The organism is Marmoricola endophyticus (genome assembly GCF_014644415.1).
GTDB lineage: Bacteria > Actinomycetota > Actinomycetes > Propionibacteriales > Nocardioidaceae > Marmoricola > Marmoricola endophyticus.
This window is the reverse complement of record NZ_BMKQ01000001.1, coordinates 1,718,997-1,744,157: the sequence shown is the minus strand read 5'-3', so window position 1 is coordinate 1,744,157 and position 25,161 is coordinate 1,718,997. Positions and strand designations below refer to the sequence as shown.

Sequence of the window (25,161 nt, the reverse complement as noted above, 5' to 3'; positions counted from 1 at the left end):
GGGAGTCTGGTGTGAGACGTAACTGGAACGGCCAGCCGCTCTCCCCGTCCTCCAAGACGGCACTTCTCATGGCCTTCGACGCCCTCAGCTGGTTGTCGGGCTACGTTGGACTGGTCGCGCTGCAGCGTCTGATCGGCGACTCCCGTGGCACGACGATCCCCATGGCACTGGCGATGGGCATCGGTTGCGCGGTGCTCTTCCTGCTTGCGGGAGCCACGCTCCGGTTGCATCAGGGACGTACCAGCATCGGCAGCTTCGAGGACGTGGTTCTGGTGACCACGACCGCCGCGTTCACGGGCATCGCCTGCCTCATCGTCGTGCTGATCGCGCGGCCGTCGGGCAACGGGGTGCTGCTGCTTGCCGGGCCGCTCCTGGCGCTCACCTTCATGCTGTGGGGCCGTGGCATCCGCCGGATCATGCGTGACCAGCGACGAGTCAGTCGCTCCGGTGACGTGCCCACGCTGGTGATCGGCGCAGGCGAGGCCGGCCGGCAGCTGGTGCTGTCGATGATCACCGACGCGCACAGCCCGTGGAAGCCGGTGGGGTTCGTCGACGACGACCCGGCCAAGCGGCACCGCCGATACCGCGGCGTCGCCGTGCTGGGCAGCAGCGAGCAGCTGGACAGGGTGCTCGATCGCGTCGACGCGACCACCGCGGTGATCGCCATCCCCAGCGCCTCCGCCGAGGTGGTGCGCAGGCTCGCCGCCTCCACGACGGCGGCCGGCCTGGAGACGAAGATCCTGCCCAGCGTCGACGACCTGCTGCACGGCAGCCACGCCGGGGTCGGCGACATCCGCGACCTCGACGTGGCGGACCTGCTGGGGCGTCGCGTGATCGACACCGACGTCTCCTCGATCGCCGGCTACGTCCGCGGCAAGCGGGTCCTGGTGACGGGCGCCGGCGGGTCGATCGGCTCCGAGCTGTGCCGACAGCTGCACGAGTTCGCGCCGGCCGAGCTGATCATGCTGGACCGCGACGAGTCCGCGCTGCACGCCGTGCAGCTGAGCATCACCGGGCGGGCGCTGCTCGAAGGCGACGACCTCGTCCTCGGTGACATTCGGGACGACGCCTTCGTGCGGGAGATGTTCGCCCGTCGGGAGCCCGAGGTCGTCTTCCACGCCGCCGCGCTGAAGCACCTGCCCCTGCTGGAGAAGGCACCCGCCGAGGCGATCAAGACGAACGTGTGGGGCACTCTCAACGTGCTCCGTGCCGCTCAGGAGGTCGGTGTCGAGCGGTTCGTCAACATCTCGACCGACAAGGCCGCGAACCCGTGCTCGGTGCTGGGCTACTCCAAGCGCCTGGCCGAGGGACTGACCGCCGCCGTCGCCGCCGAGACCGCCGGGACGTTCCTCAGCGTGCGCTTCGGCAACGTGCTGGGCAGCCGCGGCTCCGTCCTGACTGCGTTCTCTGCGCAGATCGAAGCCGGCGGCCCGGTGACCGTGACCGATCCGGAGGTCACTCGCTACTTCATGACCATCGCCGAGGCTGTTCAGCTGGTGATCCAGGCCGGCGCGGTCGGACGCGACGGCGAGGCGCTCGTGCTGGACATGGGTCAGCCGGTCAGCATCGACGCCGTCGCCAGGCAGCTGATCGAGCTGGCTGACCGACCGATCGAGATCGTCTACACCGGGCTGCGTCCAGGGGAGAAGATGCACGAGGAGCTCTTCGCGGTCGGCGAGTCGGACCAGCGCGGCGCTCATCCCCTCATCTCCCACACGGCGGTGCCGGCCTACGCCCCCCTGCTGGCGCGGGAGCTCCCCTCCTGGGGCAGTGCCGGCGAGCTGGCTGCCGTGCTCTCGAGGGCCTGTCTCGACCTTGCCCACCTCCCTCAGCAGACCGGGCCCACCGTCGGGACCCGCCCATGACACAGAGCTGCCGCGCCCGCTGCTCGTCCGCGCCATTCCCGTACGGAGCACGATGAGCCGCGTCCTGCTGTCTGCGCCGGACGTCGGTGAGCTCGAGGAGGAGTACGTCGTCGATGCGGTCCGATCCGGGTGGATCGCCCCGCTCGGACCTCACGTGGACGCCTTCGAGCGTGAGGTGGCCGCCCGTGTGGGTGTCGCTCACGCCGTCGCCCTCTCCTCCGGCACGGCGGCGCTGCACCTGGCGCTGGTGTCGTGGGGGGTGGGAACGGGAGACATGGTGCCGACCTCGACCTTGACGTTCGCCGCCACCGCGAACGCGATCGTCTACACGGGCGCGACGCCGGTCTTCGTCGACAGCGACCCCGAGACGGGGAACATCGACGCAGCGCTGCTGGACGAGGCCATCACCGATCTGCGCCGCTCGGGCCACCGCGTGCCCGCCGTGGTGCCGGTGGACCTCCTGGGCAAGTGCGTCGACTACGCAGCGGTCGGCGAGGTCGCCGCCCGACACGAGCTGCGCGTGCTCTCCGACGCTGCCGAGTCCTTCGGTGCGCATCACTCCGGCGTGCCCGCAGGTGCCTGGGGCGACGCCGCTGCGCTCTCGTTCAACGGCAACAAGGTGATGACGACGTCCGGCGGCGGCATGCTGCTCTCGAACGACGAGGCGCTGGCCGAACACGTGCGGTTCCTGTCGACGCAGGCGCGAGAGCCCGCGATCCACTACGAGCACCGCGAGGTGGGGTACAACTACCGCTTGTCGAACCTGCTCGCTGCGGTCGGTCGCGCGCAGCTCACCCGTCTCGATGCGATGATCGCGCGCCGTCGTGACCACCGCAGCACCTATGTCGACCTCTTCGCCGACACCGCGGGTGTGCGCGTGCTCGGCCACCCGGCGGACACAGACGACAACTGCTGGTTGACGAGCATCCTCGTCGACAGCGCCACGACGGGGTGGAGCGCGGGCGACCTCCTGGAGTCGCTGGCCGCCGAGGACATCGAGACGAGGCCGTTGTGGAAGCCGATGCACCTGCAGCCCGTCTACAAGGACAAGCCTGCCTATCTCAGCGGGGTCTCTGACCGGCTCTTCACAGAGGGCCTGAACCTGCCCAGCGGGTCGGCCATGTCCGCCGACGACCGTCAGCGTGTCTGCGCCGCCATCCGTGCTTTCCTCGGTGACCGGGCATGATCAAGCGGGCAGTGGACGTCATCGCTGCTGCAGTGCTCCTGGTCGCGACGGCTCCCATCCAGGTGGTCGTCGCCCTCCTGGTGCGCAGGAGACTGGGCTCGCCCGTTCTCTTCCGACAGGTGAGGCCGGGATTACACGGCGAGCTGTTCACGTTGGTCAAGTTCCGGACCATGCGGCTCGCCGAGCCAGGTGAAGGGCTTGCCTCGGATGCCGACCGGATGACTTCTCTGGGCAGGGTTCTGCGCAGCAGCAGCCTCGACGAGCTGCCGACCCTGGTCAACGTGCTGCGGGGCGACATGTCCTTGGTCGGTCCGCGGCCTCTGCTTCCCGAGTACCTCGGCCGGTATACCAGTGAACAGGCTCGGCGGCACGAGGTCAGACCCGGGGTGACTGGGCTGGCTCAGGTGTCTGGGAGAAACGCGGTCAGTTGGGACGACCGTCTCAAGCTCGACGTGCGGTACGTCGACACGCATACCCTCCTGTTGGACGCAATGATCTTGGGAGCGACCGTGTCGCGGGTCTTGCGACGCGACGGCGTGGTGGCCGAAGGCAGCGCGACCATGCCAGAGTTCAGAGGGAGAGCCCAATGAGCCGCGACTTAGCGATCATCGGGTGCGGTGGCTTGGGGCGAGAAGCCGTCGGGATAGTCGACGCGATCAACTCCTCGCTCCCAGCGCGACGCTGGAACCTCATCGGTTTCCTGGACGACAACCCGTCAGAAGACAATATTCGGCGTTCAGACGCTATGCAGGTGCCAATTCTCGGCAGTATTGAAGGTCGACATTTGAGCCGCCGAGATTGCATGTTCGTTATCGCCATCGGATCCCCGACCGCACGGGCGGGTGTGGCGGAGAGGCTGAACGACGACGCTCGCGCTGCTACTTTGGTGCATCCCACGGCAGCATTGGGAAGGGCGGTCACCCTCGGCCGAGGGGTCATCGTGGCCGCCTACGCCCAGCTCGCGTGCAACATCGATGTGGGAGACCATGTAGTCGTCGATCGTGCGGTGCAAGTAGGGCACGACTGTAATCTCAAGCGTCTTGCGACGTTGCACCCGTCGGCCGTCGTGTCTGGCGACTGCACGTTGGGGTATGCCTCCCGTGTCGGCACCAATGCGACCATTCTTCCGGGTGTGAGAATCGGTGACGGCGGGTTCGTCGGCGCGGGGGCATGTGTCACCCGTGACGTCGAGCCCGGGGTGACCGTTCGCGGCGTGCCCGCACGGTGAAGTCACGTCAGACCCGAAGATCATCTGGAAACGAGCTGTTGGAAGGCATCCGTGGAATCGAGAGTGAGCGACGGTCTCGCCACGTTGCCCGGTGCGTTGGCGTCTCTCGCGTGCATCCTTCTTCTCGGGCAAGTTCTCCTCTGGTGCGGGCGGAGTTCCGTACGGGCACGGATCCTCGTGCCTTTGACTGCCGGTGTCGTTGCCACCGGGTGCGTGACGCTGTGGCAGCTTCTCTCGGGCACCCAGCTGACAAAGGACAGTCTTGTCTGGCACGAGCGGGCGGTCGCGTTCAGTCTGGATCCCTCCGGACGGACGAGGGGCGTGGCAGGCGCACTTGACGGCAAGGAGGGCTATCCCTGGCTGATCGGCTGGGTCTATCACTTCGTGGGAGCCGTGCCTCTGGTACCAATCCTGTTCAACATCATCTTCTTGGTCTTGACGGCAACGGTGGTAGCCAGGACGACTGAAAACCTTGGCGGACTGCTTGAGTGGCCGGAGGCTCAGGTCGACCGAGCCGTGCGTCTGAGCGCATGGATCGCTAGCTGCTGTCCAAGTCTGCTCATCTGGATTCCCGGCTTGCTTCGAGAGTCACTCACCTGGTTGCTGACCAGCAGCGCGCTCTACGGGACGTTGCTGCTGATCCGTACCGGCAGACTCCGATACGGGGTCATGATCCTCGGCGCTCTCGCTGCACTCTTTTCCGTGAGGGACACCGTTGCGACGGGGCTAGGCGTCGCCCTCGTGCTCGCAGCGGTCGCGTCGGTGCCACGGACCCGCAGCGGCAGGATGAAGTGGCGGATCCTGTTGATCGTGCCGGCGCTGGGGCTGCTACCCCTGGTGTGGAGCTGGCTCAGCTCAAGATTCGACCTCTCCGCGGAATCCATTAGCCAGCAAGGTGTCAGTCTGTCGGATGGCGCGAACAGCGGCTTCAGTGGCAGCTCGAGCGGAGGGTACTCCGACTTGGTTCTGGTCCGACTGCCGCGGGTCTTGGCCGGGCCGTTTCCCACCGAGTACCGACCGTCCGGAGTGATGGTGCTGGCTGGTGTCGAGGGCGCCATCTGGCTGGTAGCGGTGTTGCTGGCACTTCGCTTGCTGATGCGGCAAGGTAAAAGAGATGATTTCGGCCGGGCGGCCTTCGTCATTGTGGTCGCGGTCGGGGCGACGCTCGCCATGATTGCTTTGTCGACCGGGAACTATGGAATCCTCTCGAGGATGCGGTCGATCGCCTTCGTCTTGCTGCTTCCCCTGTCCTCACTGGGAGCTGTCATCGGGTCGCTCAGGCCTTCGAGGTCGTCCGATGGAGCATCGGGACAGCGATCGCGATACCCGCAGCGCGTTCGCTGATGTTGGTGCACCGTCCGCGGACTCAGCTGGCGCTGGGGTCCGCAAGCAACGTGATCTACGTCCTCACGGTGCAAGCCCTGGGTCTTATTTTCCTTAAACCCGACAATTTCGGTCTTTTCTCCATCCAGTATCTGCTGGGCGCGCTGGCAGGCTCGGTCTGCCTCTCAGTCGTCGCTGAGGCATGGATGCGAGAGGAGATTCGGACAGGCGTGAACTGGTCGTGGAAGACGTACGCGAACGCTGCGACGTGGGTGTCGCTGGGTGGGGTGGCGGTCACGATGGCAGTGTCTTTGGTCTTCAGTGATCTTCGCGTGATCGCAGTCTCGGGAAGCGTGGCGGTCGGGTTGGCGACGTACCGCGTCGCGACGCGTTTCTACGATGTACGCAAGGCCCGCTACCTGCACGTGGTAGCCGGTGATGTCGCGGGAGCGGGTCTCGCCCTGACCGTCGCCATCGGATCGGTGGCCGCTGGCCAGAAGGTCGGGTTGCAGACGCTGACGTGGGCGTGGATCGCAGCGGGGGTCGGGCCACTTCTTCTAGGCGGCTGGCCGGTCGGCGTCAGTGCGATGTCAGCCCGCTCATGGGTACGGAGCCACGCCGCGTCAATCAAGGTTCTCGCTCGGGACTCGGTCATCACTGATCTGAGCGGGATCGGCACCCCACTCATGCTGAGCCCTGTGCTCGGAGTTCAAGGCCTCGGCGTCTACCGCGCGATGTCCAACGCTGCCGCTCCTGTGAGACTCCTCGTCACACCGCTGCGACCGGCGCTCGCCGGCGTCTCGTTGGCCAAGGTCGTGTCGCCCCGGCCCGCCCTGCTGATCATGCTGACCGCGGCGCTACCAGGAATCGGCTGCTGGGTTCTGCTCGACCTGGTCCGGCAGGTCGCCGACATCGGCACCTTGACGTCCCTCAGCGCTCACTCGGCGACAGTCGGCCTCTTCGTGAGCGGCACCTTCCTGCTTCACATCTTCTCGATGTTCGCCAGGACGAATCTGACGGGTCGAGGGCTGCTGGTGGGGAGGATTCTCCAACTCGTGCTTTGCATGGGCCTCCCACTCACTTTCGCCACCACGGTCGGTTTGAGCGGCGCGATGGTCGCCTACGCAAGCGCCACCCTCTGCTCTGGGATCATGTGGTGCGTGTTGCTCGCCCGGCACGTTGCTAGCGCCGTTTAATCACGACGGCGGGTATGCCAGCAACGACGTCTGACGGCGCTACATCTCTCGTCACGATGGCGCCTGCTGCTACGACTGCGTGATCTCCGATGGTGATTCCGGCCATCACGCGAGCTCCTGCGCCGATCCACACATCGGATCCGATGCGGGTTGGAGCCTCGCTGACCGCTTGGTCGCGAATGGGAACGTCGCTGGAATCCCATGTGTGGTTCGTGGTCATGATGGACACCGCGTGGGCGATCGATACGTCGTCGCCGATTCGTAGGCCGCCGGTCCCGTCGAGATAGCAGAACGGGTGGATGCTCACCCTCGAGCCGATAATCATCTGGTCTGGGCGTAGCAGAAGAGCGTGCGACCGCACGTCGACGAGCTCACCGCACTGTCGAGCGACCGACCGAAGAACCGCGAATCGGAGCGCACGTGCCGCAAGAGAGTCAGAATTGGTGCTGCTGCGGAACAGCTTCACCTGCCACGCGGGGGGGATCCTCGCCACTATCGCGCTCAGTAGCGTGAGGGGGGTGCGGTACCGTGCGACCACGTCCCGGCCCCGAAGGTCTCCAGCGGCGGTCAATGTGTCTCACCTCTCTGAGGGCTCGGCTTCTTGTCGTTGTCTCGGTCGTCCACTCGATCTTCGAACATACAGACTTTTCATTCCCGCGGAGGCTCCGTCTTCATGATCGACCTGTCAGGTAAGCGCGTCCTCGTCACAGGAGGCGGAGGGTTCATCGGATCGAATCTCGTCCGTGCTCTGCAGCGCAGCGGTGCAGAGGAGGTCCGCGTGATCGACGACTTCAGCACGGGTTACCGCCAGAACCTTGCGGACGTCGAGGTGAGGGTCATCGAGCGATCGATCCTGGATGACGATGCCCTGTCCGACGCAATGGACGGTGTCGACGCCGTCGTGCACCTGGCGGCCCTGGGCAGCGTGCCGCGTTCGATCGAGGATCCGCGTCGATCGTTCACGGTGAACGCGGTCGGAACGATGAACTTGCTCGAAGCATGCCGTCGCCATGAGACGCCTCACGTGATCACCGTCTCCTCGAGTTCCGTCTACGGTTCCAACCCCAATCTCCCGAGAACCGAGCTCGACTGGACCGCACCGATGAGCCCCTACGCTGCCAGCAAGCTGGCGGGTGAAGGCCTCACACTCGCGTACGGGCACTGCTATGGGATGCGGGTTCTTCCTTTCCGTTTCTTCAATGTGTTTGGGCCATTTCAGGCCGCCAACCACCCCTACGCAGCCGTCATTCCGCGCTTTCTCCAGGCCGCGCTCGACAGAGAGCCTCTTTCCGTGCACGGCGATGGACTGCAGTCCCGAGATTTCACCTACGTCGACACGATCGTCGACACGCTGATCGATGCAATCTCGAGGCAGGTGATTCATTCGACACCGGTCAATCTCGCATTCGGAACGAGCACGACCTTGCTCGATGTCATCGAAGTGTTGGAAGGGCTCCTTGGGCGTGAGGTCGAGCGCGAGTTCCTGCCCCCTAGGGCCGGAGACGTGCGCGCATCGGCTTCGGACGGGGTCCTGCTTCGACAGCTCTTCCCAGACATTAGTCCGATCGGCCTTGACGAAGGTCTGCAAGCAACGCTGGAGTGGTTTCGTCGGTGAGTCAGGATACCCAGAGCCACACTCCGGGAACCATTGTTCTCGGAGTGACGGACGCCGTCTCATTAAGACTCTTGACGGGGTTTCCTGAATATTTAGACGATCGAGGTTGGAGAGTGCACGTGGTCTCCAATGCGCAGATTGGCTCGAACAGAGGTCCCGTGCAGTTCCACCACATAGCGATGGAGCGCGCACCGAGGCCGCTGCGCGACGCCCGGGCTTTGTGGCGGTGGTATCGCTTGCTCCGCCACGTCCGCCCAGACGTCGTCTCGATCGGTACACCGAAGGCAGCTCTCCTGGGGCTGCTGGCCGCCCAGTTCGCAGGCGTGAGCGCCAGGGTGTACAAGGTGCGAGGACTGCGTTTGGAAGGTGCGCGCGGCGCGGGACGACTTCTTCTCTGGTCTACCGAGTGGATCACCTGCGGCGCTGCACACGCCGCCCTCGTGGTGAGTCCGAGTCTTCGCAACCGTCTCGAGGGTTTTCGCCTTGCGCCCCCACGAAAGCTTCGAGTGCTGGGCTCCGGAAGCTCCAACGGCGTTGACCTCGAACGCTTTGCTACACGTCGATCAGCGAGCGCTCACACCCAGCCTCCTGCCGACCGAGACGAAGTGGTCATTGCGTTTGTCGGCCGGATGAGCCGGAGCAAGGGCGTGCCTGAGCTGTGCAATGCCTTCGAGGCTCTGCAAAGCAGCGGTATTGCTAGCAAGCTGCTCCTGGTCGGTGATTTCGAGGACGAGGTCTCTCGCGAGGCGGTGAGCAGGTTGAGCCGCCAGGGGCTGCCCGTGGACGTGGTGGGTTTCGTCGACGATGTCCGTGAGCTCTATGGCCGGGTCGACGTTTTGTGCCTGCCGACCCATCGTGAAGGTTTTCCGAATGTCGTTCTCGAAGCGGCCGCCGCGGCCGTACCGGCGGTGACGACCCGCGCCACTGGGGCTGTCGACTCGGTCATCGACGGCGTTACCGGTGTGCTGGTGCCGGTCGGTGACACTTCTGCACTTGTGCGAGCCCTCGCGACTCTTTGCGCTGACGGGACGCTGCGCAGGCGGATGGGAACAGCGGCACGCCAACGCGTGGCGGAGGAGTTCGACCGCCGCCGGCTGTGGCAGCTAGAAGGCGACTTCTACCTCGAGATCCAAAGCGCATCCACACGGAGCAACCGACGCAGGTCGTCGAGACCTTAGATGCTCTCGCGGCGACCGCCGAGGCGGTGCCGGGTGTCGAGCACGAATCCCGGCGCGGAGGCGATCAGGTCGTAGTCGAGGTTGTCGTGGTCGGTCAGCACGACGACCGCGTCCGCTGCACGGAGCTCGTCCTCGCTGAAGTCGACCACGTGAATGTAGCCCGGCGTCAGGTGGTCCTCGACGTACGGGTCGACGGCGTGCACCTCGGCGCCGGCTTGGTGGAGGAGCTCGACGACGCGCATCGCGGGAGACTCCCGAGGGTCGCCGGTGTTCTTCTTGTACGACAGGCCGATTGCCAGCACGCGACTGCCGTTGAGCGCCTTCCGCTCCTTGTTCAGCCCACTCATCACACGCTGGACGACGTAGTCGGGCATGTGGTCGTTGACGTCGTTGGCCAGCTCGACGAACCGGAAGTTCTGTCCGAGAGTCCTGCGCACCTGCCAGGAGAGGTACGACGGGTCGACCGGGAGGCAGTGGCCGCCGACCCCTGGCCCGGGAGTGAACTTCATGAAGCCGAACGGTTTCGTCGCCGCCGCCTCGATGGCCTCCCAGACGTCGATGTCGAGCGAGTGCGCGTAGACGGCGAGCTCGTTGACGAGGGCGATGTTGACGTGCCGGAACGTGTTCTCGAGCAGCTTGGTGAGCTCGGCCTCCTTGGGGGTGGCCACCGGGACGACGGTGTCGACGAGGCGGCCGTAGAGCGACTCCAGCTGCGCCGTGGACGCGGCGTCGATGCCCGCCACCACCTTCGGCGTGGTCACGAAGGTGTACGTCTGGTTGCCGGGGTCGATGCGTTCGGGCGAGTAGCCGACGAAGAAGTCCGGCCCGGCTTTCAGCCCCGACGCGTTCTCCAGGGCCGGCACGAGCAGCTCCTCTGTCGTGCCGGGGTAGGTGGTCGACTCCAGCACCACAGTGCTTCCTGGTGTCACGAACGGCCCGATGGTGTCGGCCGCCTGCTGCATGAAGGAGAGGTCGGGGATCGACTCCTTCAGCGGCGTGGGGACGGTGATGATCACGTGGTCGAAGCCTTCGAGGGCGTCGGACCGAGTCGAGGCGCGGAAGCGTCCGGTGGCGATCGCCGATGCCACGTCGTCGTCGCTGACGTCCTCGACGAACGATCGCCCCTGCTGGAGCGCCTCCACCCGGATCGTGTCGACGTCGAGTCCCACCACGTCGAAGCCGACCTGTACCGCCCGCATGGCGATGGGGAGCCCGACGTACCCCTGTCCGACGACGACGAGCTTCTCGTGAGCCATGGTGGTTCAACGCCTCCGCGCAGGGTCGGTCACAGTGTCGGGCACCAGCCGCTAGGTCGACCTCGCTTCCCGTGCCGGCGCCGAGCGTAGCGCTGATGCTGGATCGCGGCCCGGGCGGTCCGTCCCGCGATGTGTCCGTGGCCGGGGCGAACAGCCCGACACCAGGTGCGGGCGCCGGCTCGCCCGCGATCGCTCACCGAGGTCTCAGCCGGCGCGTCGGTCGTGGACGAGAGCGACCCACTGTCGCTGGACCGCTCCCCACGCGAAGCGTTCCGTCGAGGCCGGCGCACTCGAGTCGCCAGCTCGACGGGGGCGCCTCCCGATCGCGGCCGCGAGTGCCGCCGCGTCGCCAGGTGGCACGACCTCTCCTTCGGTGCCCTCCAGGAGCTCGCGGCAGGCGCCCACGTCCGAGGCGATGACCGGAAGCCCCATCGCCAGCGCCTCCAGGACGACGTTGGGGGTGCCCTCGTACCGGCTGCTGAGGACGAGGGCGTCGGCCGCGGCCATCAGGTCCGGTACGTCGTGGCGCAGGCCGAGAAAGGTCAGCCGTTCACTCACCCCGAGTCGCGCGGCCAGCGCCTCCAGCGCCTCGCGCTGCGGCCCCTCGCCGGCGATGACGCACGAGACGCTGTCGTCCGTCCGGGCGAGGGCATCGAGGAGGGTCGGCCAGTCCTTCTGGTCACTGAGCCGGCCGATCCCGAGGAGCAGGACGGACTCGGCGGCCACTCCGAGCGCGGCTCGGGTCCGCGCCGGGTCGGCCGTGGCGCGAGCGCGTACGGCGTCTGCGTCGATCCCGTTGGGGATCACGACGATGCGACGAGGGTCGTCGGGCACGGTGCCGTTGTGGCGCAGCGTGCGAGCGGCGGACCGCGAGTTCGTCACGACGACGTCGTCGAGCCCGCAGGTCACCCGGTAGAGCCACGTCCGCAGCCGCGTCTCCAGCTTCTCGTTGCGCATCGAGGCGATCGAGCGTCGCGGCCGAACGAGGACGTTCAGCAACCGGGTGAGCAGGGTTGCCTGCAACAGGAAGCTGACGGTGACCTCCGGTCGCCAGCGCCAGGCGCGCCACACGATCCGGCCCGCGTGGCGTACGTCCCACCCCGCGTCGGGCGAGGCCGGCAGCCAGGTCTGCAACCCGTCGCCCTCGATCTGCTCGGCGAAGTCGTTGCCGCCGCGCAGGGTCGCGACGACCACCTCGTCCCCGGCCTGGCGCAGTGCCCGGGCGACTCCGAGCAGCTGGGTCTCCGCGCCGCCGCGGACGAGGCTGTTGATCACCAGCAGGACGCGGCGCCGCTCCTCGCCGTGCTCAGACCGGTGCGGTGACACGGGCGCTCTCCCACGCGACCTGCGCGGCGATCCCGTCGGCCAGCGACGTCTGCGCCTGCCAGCCGAGGTGCTCCTCGGCCATCCGCGAGCTGCCTCCGGTGCGCTCGACGTCGCCGGCCACGACGGGGATCCGCTCCCGCTGCACGGGAGTGCCCAGGCACTCGCCCATCAGGTCCAGCACCCGGTTGACGGTCACCGACTCGCGACCGCAGACGTTGAACACGCTCCCGGGGACGACGTCGGCGTCGGCGGCGGCGAGGTTGGCCCGGACGATGTCGCCGACGTAGGTGAAGTCGCGGACCTGCTCGCCGTCCCCGGTCACCGTGACCGGTCGTCCCTCGAGCGCGTTGCGCAGGAAGATCGAGAAGGCCATGTCCGGCCGCTGTCGCGGTCCGTAGACCGTGAAGTAGCGCAGCGAGACCGTCGGTATGCCGAAGTTGCGCGCGTAGAGCCCGCACAGGTGCTCGGCGGCGAGCTTGGTGACGCCGTAGGGGCTGTACGGGGTCGGCAGCGCCGCCTCCGTGCACGGGTACGCCGGCTGGTTGCCGTAGACCGACGAGCTCGAGGCGAAGACGACCTTCCGTGCGCGACCACCCTGGACCGCCTCCAGCAGCCGCTGGGTGGTGACCACGTTGCGCTCGACGTACGTGCCGAAGTACTCGCTCCAGGACAGTCGTACCCCGGGTTGCCCGGCCTGGTGGAACACGGTGTCGACGCCGGCGGCCACGGCCAGTGGCTCGGGATCGGTCAACGACTGCTCGAGCAGCGTGAACCGGGGGTGCGAGAGGAGCGGCGCGAGGTTGCGGCGCTTCTGCTCCGGGTCGTAGTAGTCGGTGAGGCTGTCGACCCCGACCACCTCGTCGCCGCGCGAGAGCAGCGCCTCGGTGAGATGGCTGCCGATGAACCCGGCGGCGCCGGTCACCATGGCCGTCCGTGGAGCCCGTCGCTGACCGATCATCTGTGTGCTCACGCGCTCACCTTCTGGGTCTCGGAGTTGACGTGCGGCGGCTCGGTGGTGCGTACGTCCCCCCAGGCCGGGAGCACGCTGGCGTAGCAGGCGCGCAGCGCCTCGCGCTGACGCTGTGGCGAGTGGGCGTCGCTCAGGCGCCGCCCGTCGGCGCGCAGCCCGGCAGCGGTCGCGACGTCGCCGTCGGGCAGGGCGGCCACGACGGCGTCGGCGAGCTGTGCGCGGCCGGACCAGGTGCCGCGCAGGTCGAGCGCCCGCATCGGCGCCGTGTCGCGGGCCAGCACGGGGACCTCGAGCCGGGCGGCTTCGAGCACGGTCAGCGGGGTCGCCTCCCACCGCGCCGTGTGGACGTAGAGGTCGGCGGCGGCGAGACGAGCCGTGGCCGCGTCGTGGTCCAGCCACCCGGTGACCTCGACGCCCGCGGCGCGCAGGGCGGCGGTCTGCTCGGCGGAGCCCGCACCGATCCAGGTCAGCCGGACGTCGGCCCGCCCCCGCAGGTCCTCGGCCAGGGCCGCGAAGCTCTCGGGCGCCTTCTGCGGCGCGATCCGGCCCATGGCGACCACCGAGGGCCGGGGGTCCTCGTCGACGACCCGGGCCGGCGCCGGCGCGAGCGAGGCGATGTTGGGCACGTAGTGGACCCGGTGGGGGCGGATCAGGCGGCGGCCGAGCGCGGCCTCGTGGGCGCTGCACGCGGCCAGGGCCGCCGTGCGCCGACCGAGCAGCGCCTCCACCAGCCAGAACGCGGCCCGCGTGGTGGTGCGGACGTCGCGACGCACGAAGGCGAAGCAGTGCGGGGTGTAGACGACGTGCGCGCGCGGCAGCAGCGTACGCACGAGCGCGCCCGCCACCGAGGAGTGCGCGTGGACGATGTCGGGGGAGAGGTCGCGACGTGCGCGTCGCACCTCCCGGGCGAACCGCCAGGGCGAGCCAGGCACCTCGCGCACGGAGGAGAAGCCGGCGGATCCGGCCCACGACGCACCGTGGCAGCTGGGGTCGGTGCTGTGCAGCACGTGGTGCTCGGCCTCCGGCGTGGCCGCCACGTAGTCGCCGACGACCCGCTCGACCCCCGAGCCGAGCCCGTGGACCACGTGGAGGACCACCGGCGTCCGGCGCGCGGCGCTCATCGTCCACCACGCGTACGGCCCAGGTAGCCGTACGAGGCCAGCAGCGGAGCGGTCAGTGCGGTGACCCGGCGCCGCTGGTCGGCGGCCAGGGCGGTGCGCCACGCCTCGTCGAGGCGTACGCGGACGGGCTCGGCGTCGAAGCGGATCGGGTTGCCGGAGAAGCTGTGGCCGGCCGGTGCGGTGCCCAGCTGCCGCCGCGCGAGTCCGAGGCTGGTGGCGACCCGGCCGACCGTGGCGTCGGGATCGGTGGCGAAGTCCTCGTACCGCACGCGGAGCACGGGGACCCCGAGACCTCGGGCGGTCTCCAGCACGGTGTTGTACTCGGTCCACAGCACGGCGGAGCGCCACGGCGGGAGGGTGCGCATGTACTGCTCCTCCCAGTGGATCTCCGGGCGGCGCTTGCGCCGGGTCCAGGAGTGCGCGACGGCACGACTGTCGCGCACCAGGTGGAGGACCCGCAGGTCGATGCGGCCGGTGGCGGCGAGCGCGAAGAGGTACGAGGGGTCCTTCGAGGAGTCGATGACCGCCTCGTCACGGGCACCGTGCGCCGCCAGCGCGGCGTAGACGGGGACGACCACGTCGGCGTAAGCCGCCACCGCCGCAGTGGGCTGGCCGGCCCGGGCCTGGCGGAGCAGGGAGGGGACGCGCCGGATCCGGTCGACGGCGGGGCGCACCCGGGCCAGCGTGCCGGCAGCCCCGTCGAGGGCCTCGCCGTGAGCGCGGGACAGCACGCCGCTCCACCACGGGCAGCGGGAGAAGGGCTGTCCGCACTGGCACAGCTGGTCCTCGCCGATGCCACGGTCCCAGAGGTAGCGGACCTCGCCCGCGTGGCCGGCGGCGAGCTCGCGCTCGAGCACCTGGGCGAGCGCCGTGCTGCCGCTGCGCCCGGAGCCGGCGACGTAGAGCACCGTCGGACGAGCATCGGTCGGGCTCTGCTCGCGCAGGACCGGGCGGTCCGTGGCCGCGGTCATCAGTAGGCCCCGTCCTTGCCGATGACGGCCTTGATCGTCTTGGCCATGATCACGAGGTCGGCGGTGAGCGACCAGTTGTCGACGTAGTACAGGTCCAGGCGCACGGCCTCGTCCAGCGGCAGCCGCGAGCGGCCGGAGACCTGCCACAGCCCGGTCATCCCCGGGCGCACCATCAGGCGGCGGTGCGTGTGGCCGGTGTACGTCTCGACCTCCCACGCCTGCTGCGGTCGCGGGCCCACCAGGCTCATCTGGCCGCCGAGCACGTTGAACAGCTGTGGCAGCTCGTCGAGGGAGTAGCGGCGGATGAAGGCGCCGACCCGGGTGACCCGGGGGTCGGACCGGTTCTTCCACAGCGCCCCGTCGTGCCCGTCGGCCTCGCGCAGCTGCTGCTCGAGCCGGTCGGCGTCGCGGACCATCGAGCGGAACTTGAGGCAGCGGAACACGGTGCCCTTCCACCCCACCCGGCTCTGCCGGAACAGCACCGGGCCACGGTCCTCGAGCCGGACCGCGAGCGCGACCAGCACCATCACCGGCGAGAGGACGACGAGGGCGGCCAGCGACCCGACCACGTCGAAGAGCCGCTTGCTGACCCCACCCGCCTGGTCGACCTGCGGCTTGCGCAGGTGGATGAGCGGGAGCCCGGCGACGGGCCGCATCTGGATCCGGGGGCCGGCGACCTCGGTGAGGCTGGGGACCACCATCAGGTCGATGTCGTCGCCCTCCAGGGCCCAGGCGATGCGTCGCAGGTCCTCGGAGCTCTCGTAGCCGCCACGGGCGACGAGAACCGTGTCGGCGCCGGCCCGGGCGCAGCTCGAGCGGATGGTGGAGACGTCGCCGACCCGCTCGACGGGGCACTCGGCCTCGGGATCGGGGGTGCAGGCGCCGACGACGGCGTAGCCGAGGTGCCGCTCGCGGTCGAGGACCCGGCAGATCTCCTCGATGTCACCGGCGCCACCGACCGCGATCACCCGGTTGACCAGCCCACCGGCGCGGCGCACGCGGTGGACGAGCAGGCGGACGCCGTACCGGTGGAGGACCAGTGCGGGCGTCCCGATCGCGAACGCCATCAGCACGAACCCCCGGCTCAGCTCGATGCGCAGGAGGTAGCAGATCAGGCCGGTGAGGCCCGCGGTCGCGAAGGATGAGGTGAGGATGACGCGGTACTCCTCGACCCCGGCGCCGAAGAAGCGGCGCGAGTAGCCGCCGAGCAGCGCGAGCACCAGCAGCCAGCCGACCAGGATCTGGGGGCCGGCACTGGTCAGCAAGGAGAGCTGCGGGTCGGCCGGCCGGCCCAGGTCGACCAGGAGGCGCGCCTGCCAGGCCAGGGCGAGGGCGAGCCCGATGACCACGGCGTCGCCGAGCGCGATCAGGACGGTCGCGCGTCGGACGGCCCGGGCGAGCGGAGGGAGAACAGCACCGGCGTCGGGTGAGGTGGTGCCGACGAGCACCGCCCGCCGGCGGTGCGGCAGGGCGCTCAGTGTCATCGGACTCCCCCGTGATTGTTCGTCTGGCCCCTGGAGTAGATCGTCGGAATGTGTCCAGCGGATGAATTCCGAAGATATCTGGTCCAGACGTCTAGGCGACACCACGAAAGTGCGCAGAATTATCGGGTAATTCAGACAATCTTCAGCGCTAAAGACAATCAATAATATAGATAATTCGGCCCGTCGGGCCCCGCGGCGGACGCGGGCTCACGCCGTGGGGGCGCGCCACGAGGTCCCGACCGGCCGATCCAGCAGCTCCGTGAGCCGGTCGGCCTCGTCGGCGAGCGCCGCGCCGAGGTCGGCGAGGATCGCGTCCGGGACCGGGGCGGCCGTGACGCCCTGCCGTCCCCGCTTCAGGGCGCGGGCCGGTGCCGAGCTCTTGACCCGGTCGACGACCCCTGCGTGACCGGTGGCGGTCAGCCGGCGACTCACCGCCTTGGCGGCGGCGTACGCCCGGGGGAAGCGCGGCGCGACCGAGGCGTTCGTCTCGCCCGTGGTCGTCGGCTGCCACGTGTCGGGCGTCGCGACGCCGAGGAACTCCGCCGCCGTGCGTGCGGTTCGGGCCGGGTCCGTGCGGAGGTCGTCGAGGTCGACGAGGTGGATCGCGGCCGCGCCGAAGCGGTCCACCCAGGCCCTCAGGTCGCGGGCGTAGCGGCTGCGGTCCACGGCGTTGGGGTGCTCGCTGAGGAACGTGGCGAGGTCGCCGCGGTAGCCGGTCTCCTGCACCCAGTGGCGGTACTGCGAGACGACCCGGTCGACCGGGTGGCGCACGCTGACCAGCAGGCGGACCTCCGGGTTCGCCGCCAGCACCCGGTCGGGAGCCTCGGGGTGGGAGACGTACTGGGGCGAGATCTCGCCGCGCAGGCGTCCGTCGTCGGGCGCGAAGAGGCCGGCGTACCACTGTTCGCCGCGCGGGTGGTGCCGGGAGAAGTAGTCGGCTTCCTTGAGGTGCGTGGGGAAGGACAGGCCGGGGTGGTCGCGCAGCAGCGAGTCGAGGTAGGTCGTCCCGGCCTTGAGGGCGCCGATGCCCAGGAAGGCGGGGAGCGGGGTCGGTGCGGGGTTCAACGCTGCTCCACCGTCTCCGGCCACAGGTCGACGTCGATGCTCCCGGGCGCCAGCTCCACGAGCCGGTGGACGTCCTCGCGGTAGCCCTCGCGCACGTCCGCGAGCAGGGCGGGGTCGACCGGCGTCGTGGTGACGGCGGCGTTGCGGCTGCCGCTCTCGCGCGCCGCGGGGACGGGGTGCGGCTCGAGCCCTAGGAAGCCGAACGTGTGGTCCAGGTGGCGCTGCGGCTCGGCCAGGCACTGCTCGAGCTGGAGCACCAGCACCTGTTCGCGAGGCGCGGTCGCGAGGACCCGCGCGAGCTGCTCGGCGTACAGGCCGCGGGCGTAGGCGGCGGTGACGTCGTCCGGTCCGAGGGTCGGCCGGGTCTTCGAGGCGTGAGCGAGACCCGAGCGAAAGCGCGCGACCGGGTCGCGCAGCATCACGAGCAGACGGGCCTGCGGTGCGACGGAGAGGAGTCGGGGCACGGCCCACGGGTCCAGGAGGTACCGCGGGGTCCACTCGCCGGCGACCTGGCCCGGCCGGCGCCGGAACTGCGCGGCGTACGCCGTCGCCAGCCGGGCCGTGGCGACGGGACCGGCGTCCGCCCGCCACGCCTCGTCGAAGAAGTGCAGCTCCTTCGCCCCCATGCCGAGCGGGGCGACCTGGGGGTGCTGCTCGATCAGCGAGTGCCACCACGACGTGCCGCAGCGCTGCGCCCCGATCCCCACGAAGTCCGGAGGGCCCGGGCGGGTCGTCGGCGACAGGGCGGGATGCCTCGCCTGGGCCGCGCGTACCCGCGAGCGGACGGGGCCGCGCACCGCGACGTGCACCCGACGAGGGACTCTCACCGGCTGATCTCCCCTCGGGTCTGCTCCGGACGTGGCGGCGACGAGTCTGCCGGACCGGCGAGCGCGGAGAGGGGATCCCCGGGGAAACCGTGGCATATGACTGTTTTGCCCTACTATCGTCGCGCCACCGCTCACCGAGAGGTCTTCCCCCGTGCTCACTGTGCTCACCGGGCTCCGCGCCCTCGTCCCGGTCACCGCGATCCTCGCCGTCTCGGTACCCGCACTGGCCGTGGCCGGTTCCCCGGCGCCTGTGGCCGTCCCCGATCCCGGTACCGCGGTCGCGCCCGCACCGACGTCGGTGGTCGCGGCTCCCGGGGCGCCCTCGACCGCGGCGTCCGTCGAGGGGCTCCGGGCCCACGGCTTCGCCTCGGGGACCACCGGCGGTGGTGGCGGGGCGGTCGTCGTGGTGACCTCGGACCGTGACGACCCCGCCTCACCGGTGCCGGGCTCGCTGCGCTGGGCGCTGTCGCGGACGGGCCCGACCTGGGTGGTCTTCGCGCGGGACATGACCGTGCGTCTCGCCGCGCCGCTGCGCGTGCCCTCGAACACCACGATCGACGGCCGCGGTCACGACGTCCACCTCACCGGACCGCGGCTGACCGGCCTGGAGATCGTCGACGCCACGAACGTCATCGTCGAGAACCTGACCCTCACCGACTTCGGCGACGTCACGCGGACGGCGAGCAACGACGAGGGCGACGCGGTGCACGTCGAGCGCAGCAGCCGCGTCTGGATCGACCACTGCACGCTCGAGCGGGCCGGCGACAAGCTGGTCGCCGTGCAGGCCAGCTCGGCAGTGACGGTGTCCTGGAACCACTTCGCCGACCAGCAGCAGACGATGCAGGTCGGGAGCCTGAGCACGGCCGCCGAGGACGTGCGCGCCACCGTGACCGTGGACCACAACTGGTTCGACCGGGTCGGCTACCGCACGCCGGTGGTCAGCTACGGCAAGGCGCACGTCTACAACAACTACCTCGACCGGTGGCAGAGCTCCGCGGTGCGTTCGGAGCGGGTGGCTCAGGTGGTCATGCAGAACAACGTGCTCCGGGCGGGGGCCAGCCAGAAGGGATCCCTGATCGTGCCCGGGCAGTCTTGCAACGACGCGGGGACCCGCTGCGACGCCCGAGGCGGCTACCTGCTCGCCACCGGCAACCTCGCGATCGGCAAGGTCGTGCTGAAGTCGACCGGCAGCGGGCACGTGTTCGACCCTCGCGCGGCCTACGCCGCCCGCCCGGAGGCGCCCACCGTCGGGTTGGCGGACACGCTCGTACGTGGTGCGGGTGCGTCGGCGGCGATCCCGCTCACCGCGAACAGATGGGTTCGCCTCGCCGGCGGCTACCGTGCTGGGAAGATCGCTTTACGCTGAATTCGAGGCAATTCCGCAAATTGCCCGAAATGATGAAGTGATCGCTGCGGGTCGGACCGCCGCACGGGCGGGTTCCCGGTCCGCGAGCCCCGTCCTGCCGGAGCTCAGGGCCGTCGAGATCGCGTGGGCCAGCGCGTCCGGGTCGCCGACCGGGGCGAGGGTGCCGTAGGCGCCCGCGCCGAGGATCTCCGCAGGGCCCGACGGGCAGTCGGTCGCCACGATCGGGGTGTCGAGAGCCATCACCTCGAGCAGGACGGTCGGCAACCCTTCCCACCGGGAGCTGAGGACGAAGGCGTCGGCGTGGGCGAACAGCGGGTACGGGTTCTCGACGAACCCCGGCAGGCTGACCCGGTCGCCGATCCCGAGCCGCTCCACCTCGGCCTCCAGCGCGCCGCGCTGCGGTCCCTCGCCGGCGAGGACGAGATGGACGTCGTCGAGCAGCGCGCACGCGCGCAGGAGGGTCGTGAAGTCCTTCTGCTCGACCAGACGGCCGGCGGCGACGACCACGCGGGCGGACGGGGTGGCCGACGGCGTCCCCGGCCCGGGCCACCATGCGGGGAGGGGGGCCTGAGCCCGGCGTCGTACCCACGCGTCGTCGATCGGGTTGTGCAGCACCGTGATGTCGGCGCGGTCCAACCCGGTGAGGTCGGCGAAGTCGTCGGCGACCCCTCGCGACACCGCGGTGACCACGTCCGCGGTGCGCAGCAGCAGGCCGCTCAGGACGGGGAGCACCCGGTCCCTGCGCCGGGGGGAGCGACCGATGCTCACGCTCATGTGGTTGTGCACCATCACGACCGTGCGCGCGTGCACGCGCGACGCGGCGTGCGCCGCGAGGGTGACGAGGCCCGCGTGCGCCATCACGCCGACCACCACGTCCGGCCGCTCGTGGCGCAGGTGCCGGTTCAGGCCGGGCAGGCTGCTGAGGGTGCGCCGAGCGCCCAGGTCGACCAGCCGCAGGCCGGGCTCGTCGTGGACGCTGTCGGCGAGTGCCCCGCGACGGCTGCCCACGACCAGCGTGACCCGGTCACCGCCACGAGCCAGCGCGCGGCACAGCTCGACCGTGACCCTCTCGGCGCCCCCGCCGGAGAGGTCCGGCATGAAGAAGCAGACCCCGGCCACGGCGGTCCCGGCTCAGGCGCCGTCGAGGATCATCCCGGCGCCGACGGTGACCCCGGTCGCCTCGTCGATCAGGATGAACGACCCGGTCGTCCGGTTCTGGGCGTAGGCGTCGGCCAGCAGCGGCACCGTGGTGCGCAGCTGCACGCGGCCGATCTCGTTCAGGCCGAGCTCGCCGGCCTCCTGGTCGCGGTGCAGGGTGTTGACGTCCATCCGGTACTGGATGTTCTTCACCAGCGCCCGTCCCGTGCGGGTGGTGTGCTTGATGGCCAGCTTGGCCCGCTCGCGCAGGGGCTCGTTGGTCATCCAGCAGACCATCGCGTCGATGTCCTGGCTCGGCCTCGGCGCGTTGCGGACGCGGGCGATCATGTCGCCACGGCTCACGTCGACGTCGTCGGCGAGCCGCACCGTCACCGACATCGGGGGGAAGGCCTCGTCGACCTCACGGTCGAACAGGTCGATGCCCTCGATGGTCGAGGTCATCCCCGAGGGGAGGACGACGACCTCGTCGCCCGGCTTGAGCACCCCGCCGGCGACCTGGCCTGCGTACCCGCGGTAGTCGTGGAACTCCTCGGACTTCGGGCGTACGACGTACTGCACCGGCAGTCGCGTGTCGACCAGGTCGCGGTCGGAGGCCACGTGGACCGTCTCCAGGTGGTGCATCAGGCTGGAGCCCTGGTACCACGGCATGTGCTCGGAGCGGTTGACGACGTTGTCGCCCTTGAGTGCCGAGATCGGGATGACCTCGAGGTCGGGGATGTTCAGCTTCGCCGCGAACGAGGTGAAGTCGGAGCGGATCTTCTCGTACGTCGCCTGGTCGTAGTCGACGAGGTCCATCTTGTTGACGGCGAGCACCAGGTGGGGGACCCGCAGCAGCGACAGGATGACGGCGTGCCGGCGGGACTGCTCGGTGAGGCCCTGGCGGGCGTCGACCAGCACCAGGCCGAGATCCGCGGTCGAGGCGCCGGTGACCATGTTGCGGGTGTACTGCACGTGGCCCGGGGTGTCGGCGATGATGAACTTGCGGGTCGGCGTCGCGAAGTAGCGGTACGCCACGTCGATGGTGATGCCCTGCTCGCGCTCCGAGCGCAGGCCGTCGGTCAGCAGCGCCAGGTCGGTGTAGTCGTACCCCTTGGACTGGCTGGTGGCCTCGACGGCCTCGAGCTGGTCCTCGAAGATCGACTTGGAGTCCAGCAGCAGCCGGCCGATCAGCGTGGACTTGCCGTCGTCGACGGAGCCTGCGGTGGCGAAGCGGAGCAGGTCCATGCGCAGCGCGTCGGTGGCGTGGCCCGTCCCGAGTGCCGACTCGGTGGGCGTGCCCTCGGCCTCAGGGGTGGTCTCGTGCGGGCTCATCAGAAGTAGCCCTCCTTCTTCCGGTCCTCCATGGCGGCCTCGGAGAAGCGGTCGTCGCCACGGGTCGCGCCACGCTCGGTCACCCGGGCGATCGCGATCTCCTCGATGATCTTGTCGATGCTGTCGGCCTCCGACTCCAGGCAGCCGGTGAGGGTCAGGTCGCCCACGGTGCGGAACCGCACCGTGCGCTCGGTGACCTGCTCGCCGTCGCGCAGCGGGTTGTGCTCGCTCTCGGAGAGCAGCATCCCGTCCCGCTCGAAGACCCGGCGCTGGTGCGAGAAGTAGATCGAGGGGATCTCGATGCGCTCGCGGCCGATGTAGTCCCAGATGTCGAGCTCGGTCCAGTTCGAGATCGGGAAGATCCGCATGTGCTCGCCCTCGTGCAGGCGGCCGTTGTAGAGGCTCCACAGCTCGGGGCGCTGGTTCTTCGGGTCCCACTGGCCGAACTCGTCGCGGTGGGAGTAGACGCGCTCCTTGGCGCGGGCCTTCTCCTCGTCGCGCCGACCGCCGCCGAAGGCCGCGGTGAAGCCGTTCTCCTCGATGGCGTTGAGCAGGGTGCCGATCTGCAGCCGGTTGCGCGGGGTCTTGCCGTCGTCGACCACGACGCCGTCGGCGATCGCCTGCTCGACGCTGGCCACGATCAGGCGTACCCCGAGCCGGTCGACCCAGTGGTCACGGGTCTCGAGCACCTCGGGGAAGTCGTAGCCGGTGTCGACCTGCAGCACGGGGAAGGGGATCTTCGCCGGGTAGAAGGCCTTCTCCGCAAGACGCATCATCACGATGGAGTCCTTGCCGCCGGAGAACATCAGCACCGGCTTCTCGAACTCGGCGGCGACCTCGCGGAAGATGTGGATCGACTCCGCCTCGAGCTGGTCGAGCTGGCTCAGCTGGTAGTCCGTGTGCGTAGCAGTCATGGATCGCTTTCGGCAGGGGCTGGTGGCCCGGGAGGCGAGCACCGTCGCGGGCCGCGCCATCGTATCGGCCGTTCCCGCGTCCTGTGGGCGCGGTGCGTCGAGGCGAGACGAGGGCCGGTCCGACTCGGTCAGGTCCCACGGCTCGGGGTCGGCCGGCACGTCGCCTGCGTGCCGCCTGCCCGTCACCTGGTGGTCGTACGACGGTCACGTGGCGCCGATTGGGTCGCAGTCGCCCGTTGCTCGTGAAGGCTCCGTGAAGGGATCCCCCATGAACCACCACCTCCGCCGCACCGTTCCTGCGGTGGGTGCCGTCCTCGCCACCGGCGTCGCCATGGGCGCGCTCGGCTGGGCCGGCGGCGCCCAGTCCGCCCCCAGCGCCGAGCGGCCGCTGATCAGCCGCGCCGCGGCCGGCCCCGTCGACGCCTTCGGCGGCGCGCGTCGTGAGACGACCGACCAGACCCAGCTGATCCAGGACTCGCTCGCCGCCACCGGCGCCAAGAACGTGATCCTCCTGATCGGCGACGGGATGGGCGACTCCGAGATCACCGTCGCCCGCAACTACCTCGAGGGGGCCGGCGGGTTCTTCAAGGGTCTCGACGCGCTGCCGCTGACCGGTCAGATGACCCACTACAGCGTGGACAAGGCGACCGGGAAGCCGGACTACGACCCCGACTCGGCCGCGACCGGCACCGCGTGGGCGACCGGGCAGAAGTCGTACGACGGAGCCATCTCGGTCAACCGCGCCGAGACCCCGCGGCAGACGCTGCTGGAGTGGGCCAAGCAGTCCGGCCGGGCGACCGGTGACGTCACCACCGCCGAGATCCAGGACGCGACGCCGGCCGTGCAGGTGGCCAGCGTGAACGCGCGCAGCTGCTACGGCCCGGACCAGACCTCGACCACCTGCCCCCGCTTCGCCAAGGAGAACGGCGGGCTGGGCTCGATCACCGAGCAGCTGCTCGACACCCGCCCCGACGTCACGCTCGGTGGTGGGTCGGCGACGTTCGCCCAGAAGGCCAAGGCCGGGACGTACGCCGGCAAGACCCTGCGGGCGCAGGCGCAGCAGCGCGGCTACAACGTCATCAACAACGCCAAGCAGCTCAAGGCCGTGACTCGCGCCGACCAGGACGCTCCGCTCCTCGGCACGTTCTCCCAGGGCAACATGCCGGTGAAGTTCGCGCCGCTGAACGCCACGCCCACGGGCGCCGACGGGGACGCCCGTACCTGCACGGCCAACCCGGACTACGGCAAGACCCCGCCGCTGTCGACGATGACCACGAAGGCGATCGACCTGCTCTCGAAGAACCGGGCCGGCACCGACAAGGGCTTCTTCCTGCAGGTCGAGAGCGCGTCGATCGACAAGCAGGACCACGCGGCCAACCCGTGCGGCCAGATCGGCGAGACCGAGCAGCTCGACCAGGCCGTCACCGCGGCGCTCGACTTCGCCCGCAAGGACGGCAACACGCTGGTCATCACCACCGCCGACCACGCCCACACCAGCCAGATCGTGGACGCACCCACCCCGGGGCTGAACGCCAAGCTCCGCACCCGTGAGGGCTCGGACATGATCGTGTCCTACAACACGGCTCCGGCCGGCGGGAGCCAGCAGCACACCGGCACGCAGCTGCGGGTCGCGGGCTACGGCCCCGGCGCCGGCAACCTGGTGGGCCTCATCGACCAGACCGACCTGCACTTCATCATGCAGAACGCGATGGAGGCGTTCCGGGGCTGATCCGTTCCCGGACGCACCGTCGCAACGGCCGCACGCCTCTCGGGGCGTGCGGCCGTTCGTCGTTCCCGGTCG

Annotated in this window: 22 protein-coding genes; 10 read left to right on the top strand and 12 right to left on the bottom strand. The window is 69.5% G+C overall.

The window, feature by feature from the left end:
* Positions 1-11: 11 nt before the first annotated feature.
* The 6 genes from IEX42_RS08485 to IEX42_RS08460 all read left to right on the top strand — a co-directional run bounded on the left by IEX42_RS08485 (position 12) and on the right by IEX42_RS08460 (position 6,798).
* On the top strand, positions 12-1,865 hold the full coding sequence (locus IEX42_RS08485; RefSeq protein WP_229660719.1) for a nucleoside-diphosphate sugar epimerase/dehydratase: 1,854 nt from the start codon (positions 12-14) through the stop codon (positions 1,863-1,865).
* Positions 1,866-1,917: 52 nt separating this feature from the next.
* Entirely contained in the window at positions 1,918-3,051 is a 1,134-nt protein-coding gene (locus IEX42_RS08480) for a DegT/DnrJ/EryC1/StrS family aminotransferase (RefSeq protein WP_188779386.1), read from the top strand.
* Positions 3,048-3,641 (top strand): sugar transferase, encoded by a 594-nt coding sequence (locus tag IEX42_RS08475; protein WP_188779385.1) that lies wholly within the window; start codon positions 3,048-3,050, stop codon positions 3,639-3,641. Before IEX42_RS08480 ends, IEX42_RS08475 begins: the two co-directional genes overlap by 4 nt.
* Positions 3,638-4,279: a NeuD/PglB/VioB family sugar acetyltransferase gene (locus tag IEX42_RS08470; protein WP_188779384.1), complete on the top strand. Its 642-nt coding sequence runs from the start codon at positions 3,638-3,640 to the stop codon at positions 4,277-4,279. The genes IEX42_RS08475 and IEX42_RS08470 overlap by 4 nt, the downstream gene beginning before the upstream one ends.
* A gap of 63 nt (positions 4,280-4,342) precedes the next feature.
* Positions 4,343-5,623 (top strand): hypothetical protein, encoded by a 1,281-nt coding sequence (locus IEX42_RS08465; protein WP_229660718.1) that lies wholly within the window; start codon positions 4,343-4,345, stop codon positions 5,621-5,623.
* Positions 5,624-5,673: 50 nt separating this feature from the next.
* Entirely contained in the window at positions 5,674-6,798 is a 1,125-nt protein-coding gene (locus tag IEX42_RS08460) for a hypothetical protein (RefSeq protein ID WP_188779382.1), read from the top strand.
* Here IEX42_RS08460 and IEX42_RS08455 read toward each other — a convergent pair.
* Positions 6,785-7,105 (bottom strand): acyltransferase, encoded by a 321-nt coding sequence (locus IEX42_RS08455; protein ID WP_229660717.1) that lies wholly within the window; start codon positions 7,103-7,105, stop codon positions 6,785-6,787. The two genes, IEX42_RS08460 and IEX42_RS08455, sit on opposite strands and share 14 nt — an antisense overlap.
* Positions 7,106-7,471: 366 nt before the next feature.
* Here IEX42_RS08455 and IEX42_RS08450 point away from each other — a divergent pair, with 366 nt between their 5' ends.
* Both IEX42_RS08450 and IEX42_RS18255 read left to right on the top strand, forming a co-directional pair.
* Positions 7,472-8,413, top strand: a complete 942-nt coding sequence (locus tag IEX42_RS08450) for an NAD-dependent epimerase/dehydratase family protein (RefSeq protein ID WP_188779380.1) — start codon at positions 7,472-7,474, stop codon at positions 8,411-8,413.
* Entirely contained in the window at positions 8,398-9,591 is a 1,194-nt protein-coding gene (locus IEX42_RS18255) for a glycosyltransferase (protein WP_373286186.1), read from the top strand. Before IEX42_RS08450 ends, IEX42_RS18255 begins: the two co-directional genes overlap by 16 nt.
* Here IEX42_RS18255 and IEX42_RS08440 read toward each other — a convergent pair.
* The 8 genes from IEX42_RS08440 to IEX42_RS08405 all read right to left on the bottom strand — a co-directional run bounded on the left by IEX42_RS08440 (position 9,588) and on the right by IEX42_RS08405 (position 18,611).
* On the bottom strand, positions 9,588-10,847 hold the full coding sequence (locus IEX42_RS08440; RefSeq protein ID WP_188779378.1) for a nucleotide sugar dehydrogenase: 1,260 nt from the start codon (positions 10,845-10,847) through the stop codon (positions 9,588-9,590). The two genes, IEX42_RS18255 and IEX42_RS08440, sit on opposite strands and share 4 nt — an antisense overlap.
* Before the next feature lie 204 nt (positions 10,848-11,051).
* Positions 11,052-12,173 (bottom strand): glycosyltransferase, encoded by a 1,122-nt coding sequence (locus tag IEX42_RS08435; protein WP_188779377.1) that lies wholly within the window; start codon positions 12,171-12,173, stop codon positions 11,052-11,054.
* On the bottom strand, positions 12,154-13,143 hold the full coding sequence (locus IEX42_RS08430) for an NAD-dependent epimerase/dehydratase family protein (protein ID WP_229660715.1): 990 nt from the start codon (positions 13,141-13,143) through the stop codon (positions 12,154-12,156). The genes IEX42_RS08435 and IEX42_RS08430 overlap by 20 nt, the downstream gene beginning before the upstream one ends.
* Complete coding sequence (locus IEX42_RS08425; RefSeq protein WP_188779376.1) at positions 13,140-14,264, bottom strand: glycosyltransferase family 4 protein; 1,125 nt, start codon at positions 14,262-14,264, stop codon at positions 13,140-13,142. The genes IEX42_RS08430 and IEX42_RS08425 overlap by 4 nt, the downstream gene beginning before the upstream one ends.
* Positions 14,261-15,235: a sulfotransferase gene (locus tag IEX42_RS08420; RefSeq protein WP_188779375.1), complete on the bottom strand. Its 975-nt coding sequence runs from the start codon at positions 15,233-15,235 to the stop codon at positions 14,261-14,263. Before IEX42_RS08420 ends, IEX42_RS08425 begins: the two co-directional genes overlap by 4 nt.
* Entirely contained in the window at positions 15,235-16,719 is a 1,485-nt protein-coding gene (locus IEX42_RS08415; protein ID WP_188779374.1) for a sugar transferase, read from the bottom strand. Before IEX42_RS08415 ends, IEX42_RS08420 begins: the two co-directional genes overlap by 1 nt.
* Before the next feature lie 207 nt (positions 16,720-16,926).
* The gene (locus IEX42_RS08410) at positions 16,927-17,784 is read right to left on the bottom strand and encodes a sulfotransferase family protein (RefSeq protein WP_188779373.1); all 858 of its coding nucleotides are present in this window, start codon (positions 17,782-17,784) and stop codon (positions 16,927-16,929) included.
* Entirely contained in the window at positions 17,781-18,611 is an 831-nt protein-coding gene (locus IEX42_RS08405; RefSeq protein ID WP_188779372.1) for a sulfotransferase family protein, read from the bottom strand. The genes IEX42_RS08410 and IEX42_RS08405 overlap by 4 nt, the downstream gene beginning before the upstream one ends.
* A gap of 151 nt (positions 18,612-18,762) precedes the next feature.
* Between IEX42_RS08405 and IEX42_RS08400 the strand changes: the two genes are divergently transcribed.
* Positions 18,763-19,977, top strand: a complete 1,215-nt coding sequence (locus IEX42_RS08400; RefSeq protein ID WP_188779371.1) for a pectate lyase family protein — start codon at positions 18,763-18,765, stop codon at positions 19,975-19,977.
* On the opposite strand, the gene IEX42_RS08395 is transcribed toward IEX42_RS08400, so the two are convergent.
* The 3 genes from IEX42_RS08395 to cysD all read right to left on the bottom strand — a co-directional run bounded on the left by IEX42_RS08395 (position 19,969) and on the right by cysD (position 23,360).
* On the bottom strand, positions 19,969-21,096 hold the full coding sequence (locus IEX42_RS08395) for a glycosyltransferase (RefSeq protein WP_188779370.1): 1,128 nt from the start codon (positions 21,094-21,096) through the stop codon (positions 19,969-19,971). The genes IEX42_RS08400 and IEX42_RS08395 overlap by 9 nt on opposite strands.
* A gap of 12 nt (positions 21,097-21,108) precedes the next feature.
* The gene (locus IEX42_RS08390; RefSeq protein ID WP_188781010.1) at positions 21,109-22,359 is read right to left on the bottom strand and encodes a sulfate adenylyltransferase subunit 1; all 1,251 of its coding nucleotides are present in this window, start codon (positions 22,357-22,359) and stop codon (positions 21,109-21,111) included.
* An 86-nt stretch (positions 22,360-22,445) separates the two neighbouring features.
* Positions 22,446-23,360 carry a sulfate adenylyltransferase subunit CysD gene (gene cysD / locus IEX42_RS08385; protein WP_188779369.1) on the bottom strand — a complete coding sequence of 305 codons (915 nt, stop codon included), beginning with the start codon at positions 23,358-23,360 and terminating at the stop codon, positions 22,446-22,448.
* A 268-nt stretch (positions 23,361-23,628) separates the two neighbouring features.
* Between cysD and phoA the strand changes: the two genes are divergently transcribed.
* A complete protein-coding gene (phoA, locus tag IEX42_RS08380; RefSeq protein WP_229660714.1) occupies positions 23,629-25,089 on the top strand; it encodes an alkaline phosphatase in 1,461 nt (486 codons plus the stop codon).
* Positions 25,090-25,161: the final 72 nt, after the last annotated feature.

Coding starts and splice junctions, on each gene's coding strand:
- IEX42_RS08480 (WP_188779386.1), top strand. CDS start 1,918: ATGAGCCGCGTCCTGCTGTCTGCGCCGGACGTCGGTGAGCTCGAGGAG.
- IEX42_RS08475 (WP_188779385.1), top strand. CDS start 3,048: ATGATCAAGCGGGCAGTGGACGTCATCGCTGCTGCAGTGCTCCTGGTC.
- IEX42_RS08470 (WP_188779384.1), top strand. CDS start 3,638: ATGAGCCGCGACTTAGCGATCATCGGGTGCGGTGGCTTGGGGCGAGAA.
- IEX42_RS08450 (WP_188779380.1), top strand. CDS start 7,472: ATGATCGACCTGTCAGGTAAGCGCGTCCTCGTCACAGGAGGCGGAGGG.
- IEX42_RS08440 (WP_188779378.1), bottom strand. CDS start 10,847: ATGGCTCACGAGAAGCTCGTCGTCGTCGGACAGGGGTACGTCGGGCTC.
- IEX42_RS08425 (WP_188779376.1), bottom strand. CDS start 14,264: ATGAGCGCCGCGCGCCGGACGCCGGTGGTCCTCCACGTGGTCCACGGG.
- IEX42_RS08420 (WP_188779375.1), bottom strand. CDS start 15,235: ATGACCGCGGCCACGGACCGCCCGGTCCTGCGCGAGCAGAGCCCGACC.
- IEX42_RS08415 (WP_188779374.1), bottom strand. CDS start 16,719: ATGACACTGAGCGCCCTGCCGCACCGCCGGCGGGCGGTGCTCGTCGGC.
- IEX42_RS08390 (WP_188781010.1), bottom strand. CDS start 22,359: ATGGACCTGCTCCGCTTCGCCACCGCAGGCTCCGTCGACGACGGCAAG.
- cysD (WP_188779369.1), bottom strand. CDS start 23,360: ATGACTGCTACGCACACGGACTACCAGCTGAGCCAGCTCGACCAGCTC.
- phoA (WP_229660714.1), top strand. CDS start 23,629: ATGAACCACCACCTCCGCCGCACCGTTCCTGCGGTGGGTGCCGTCCTC.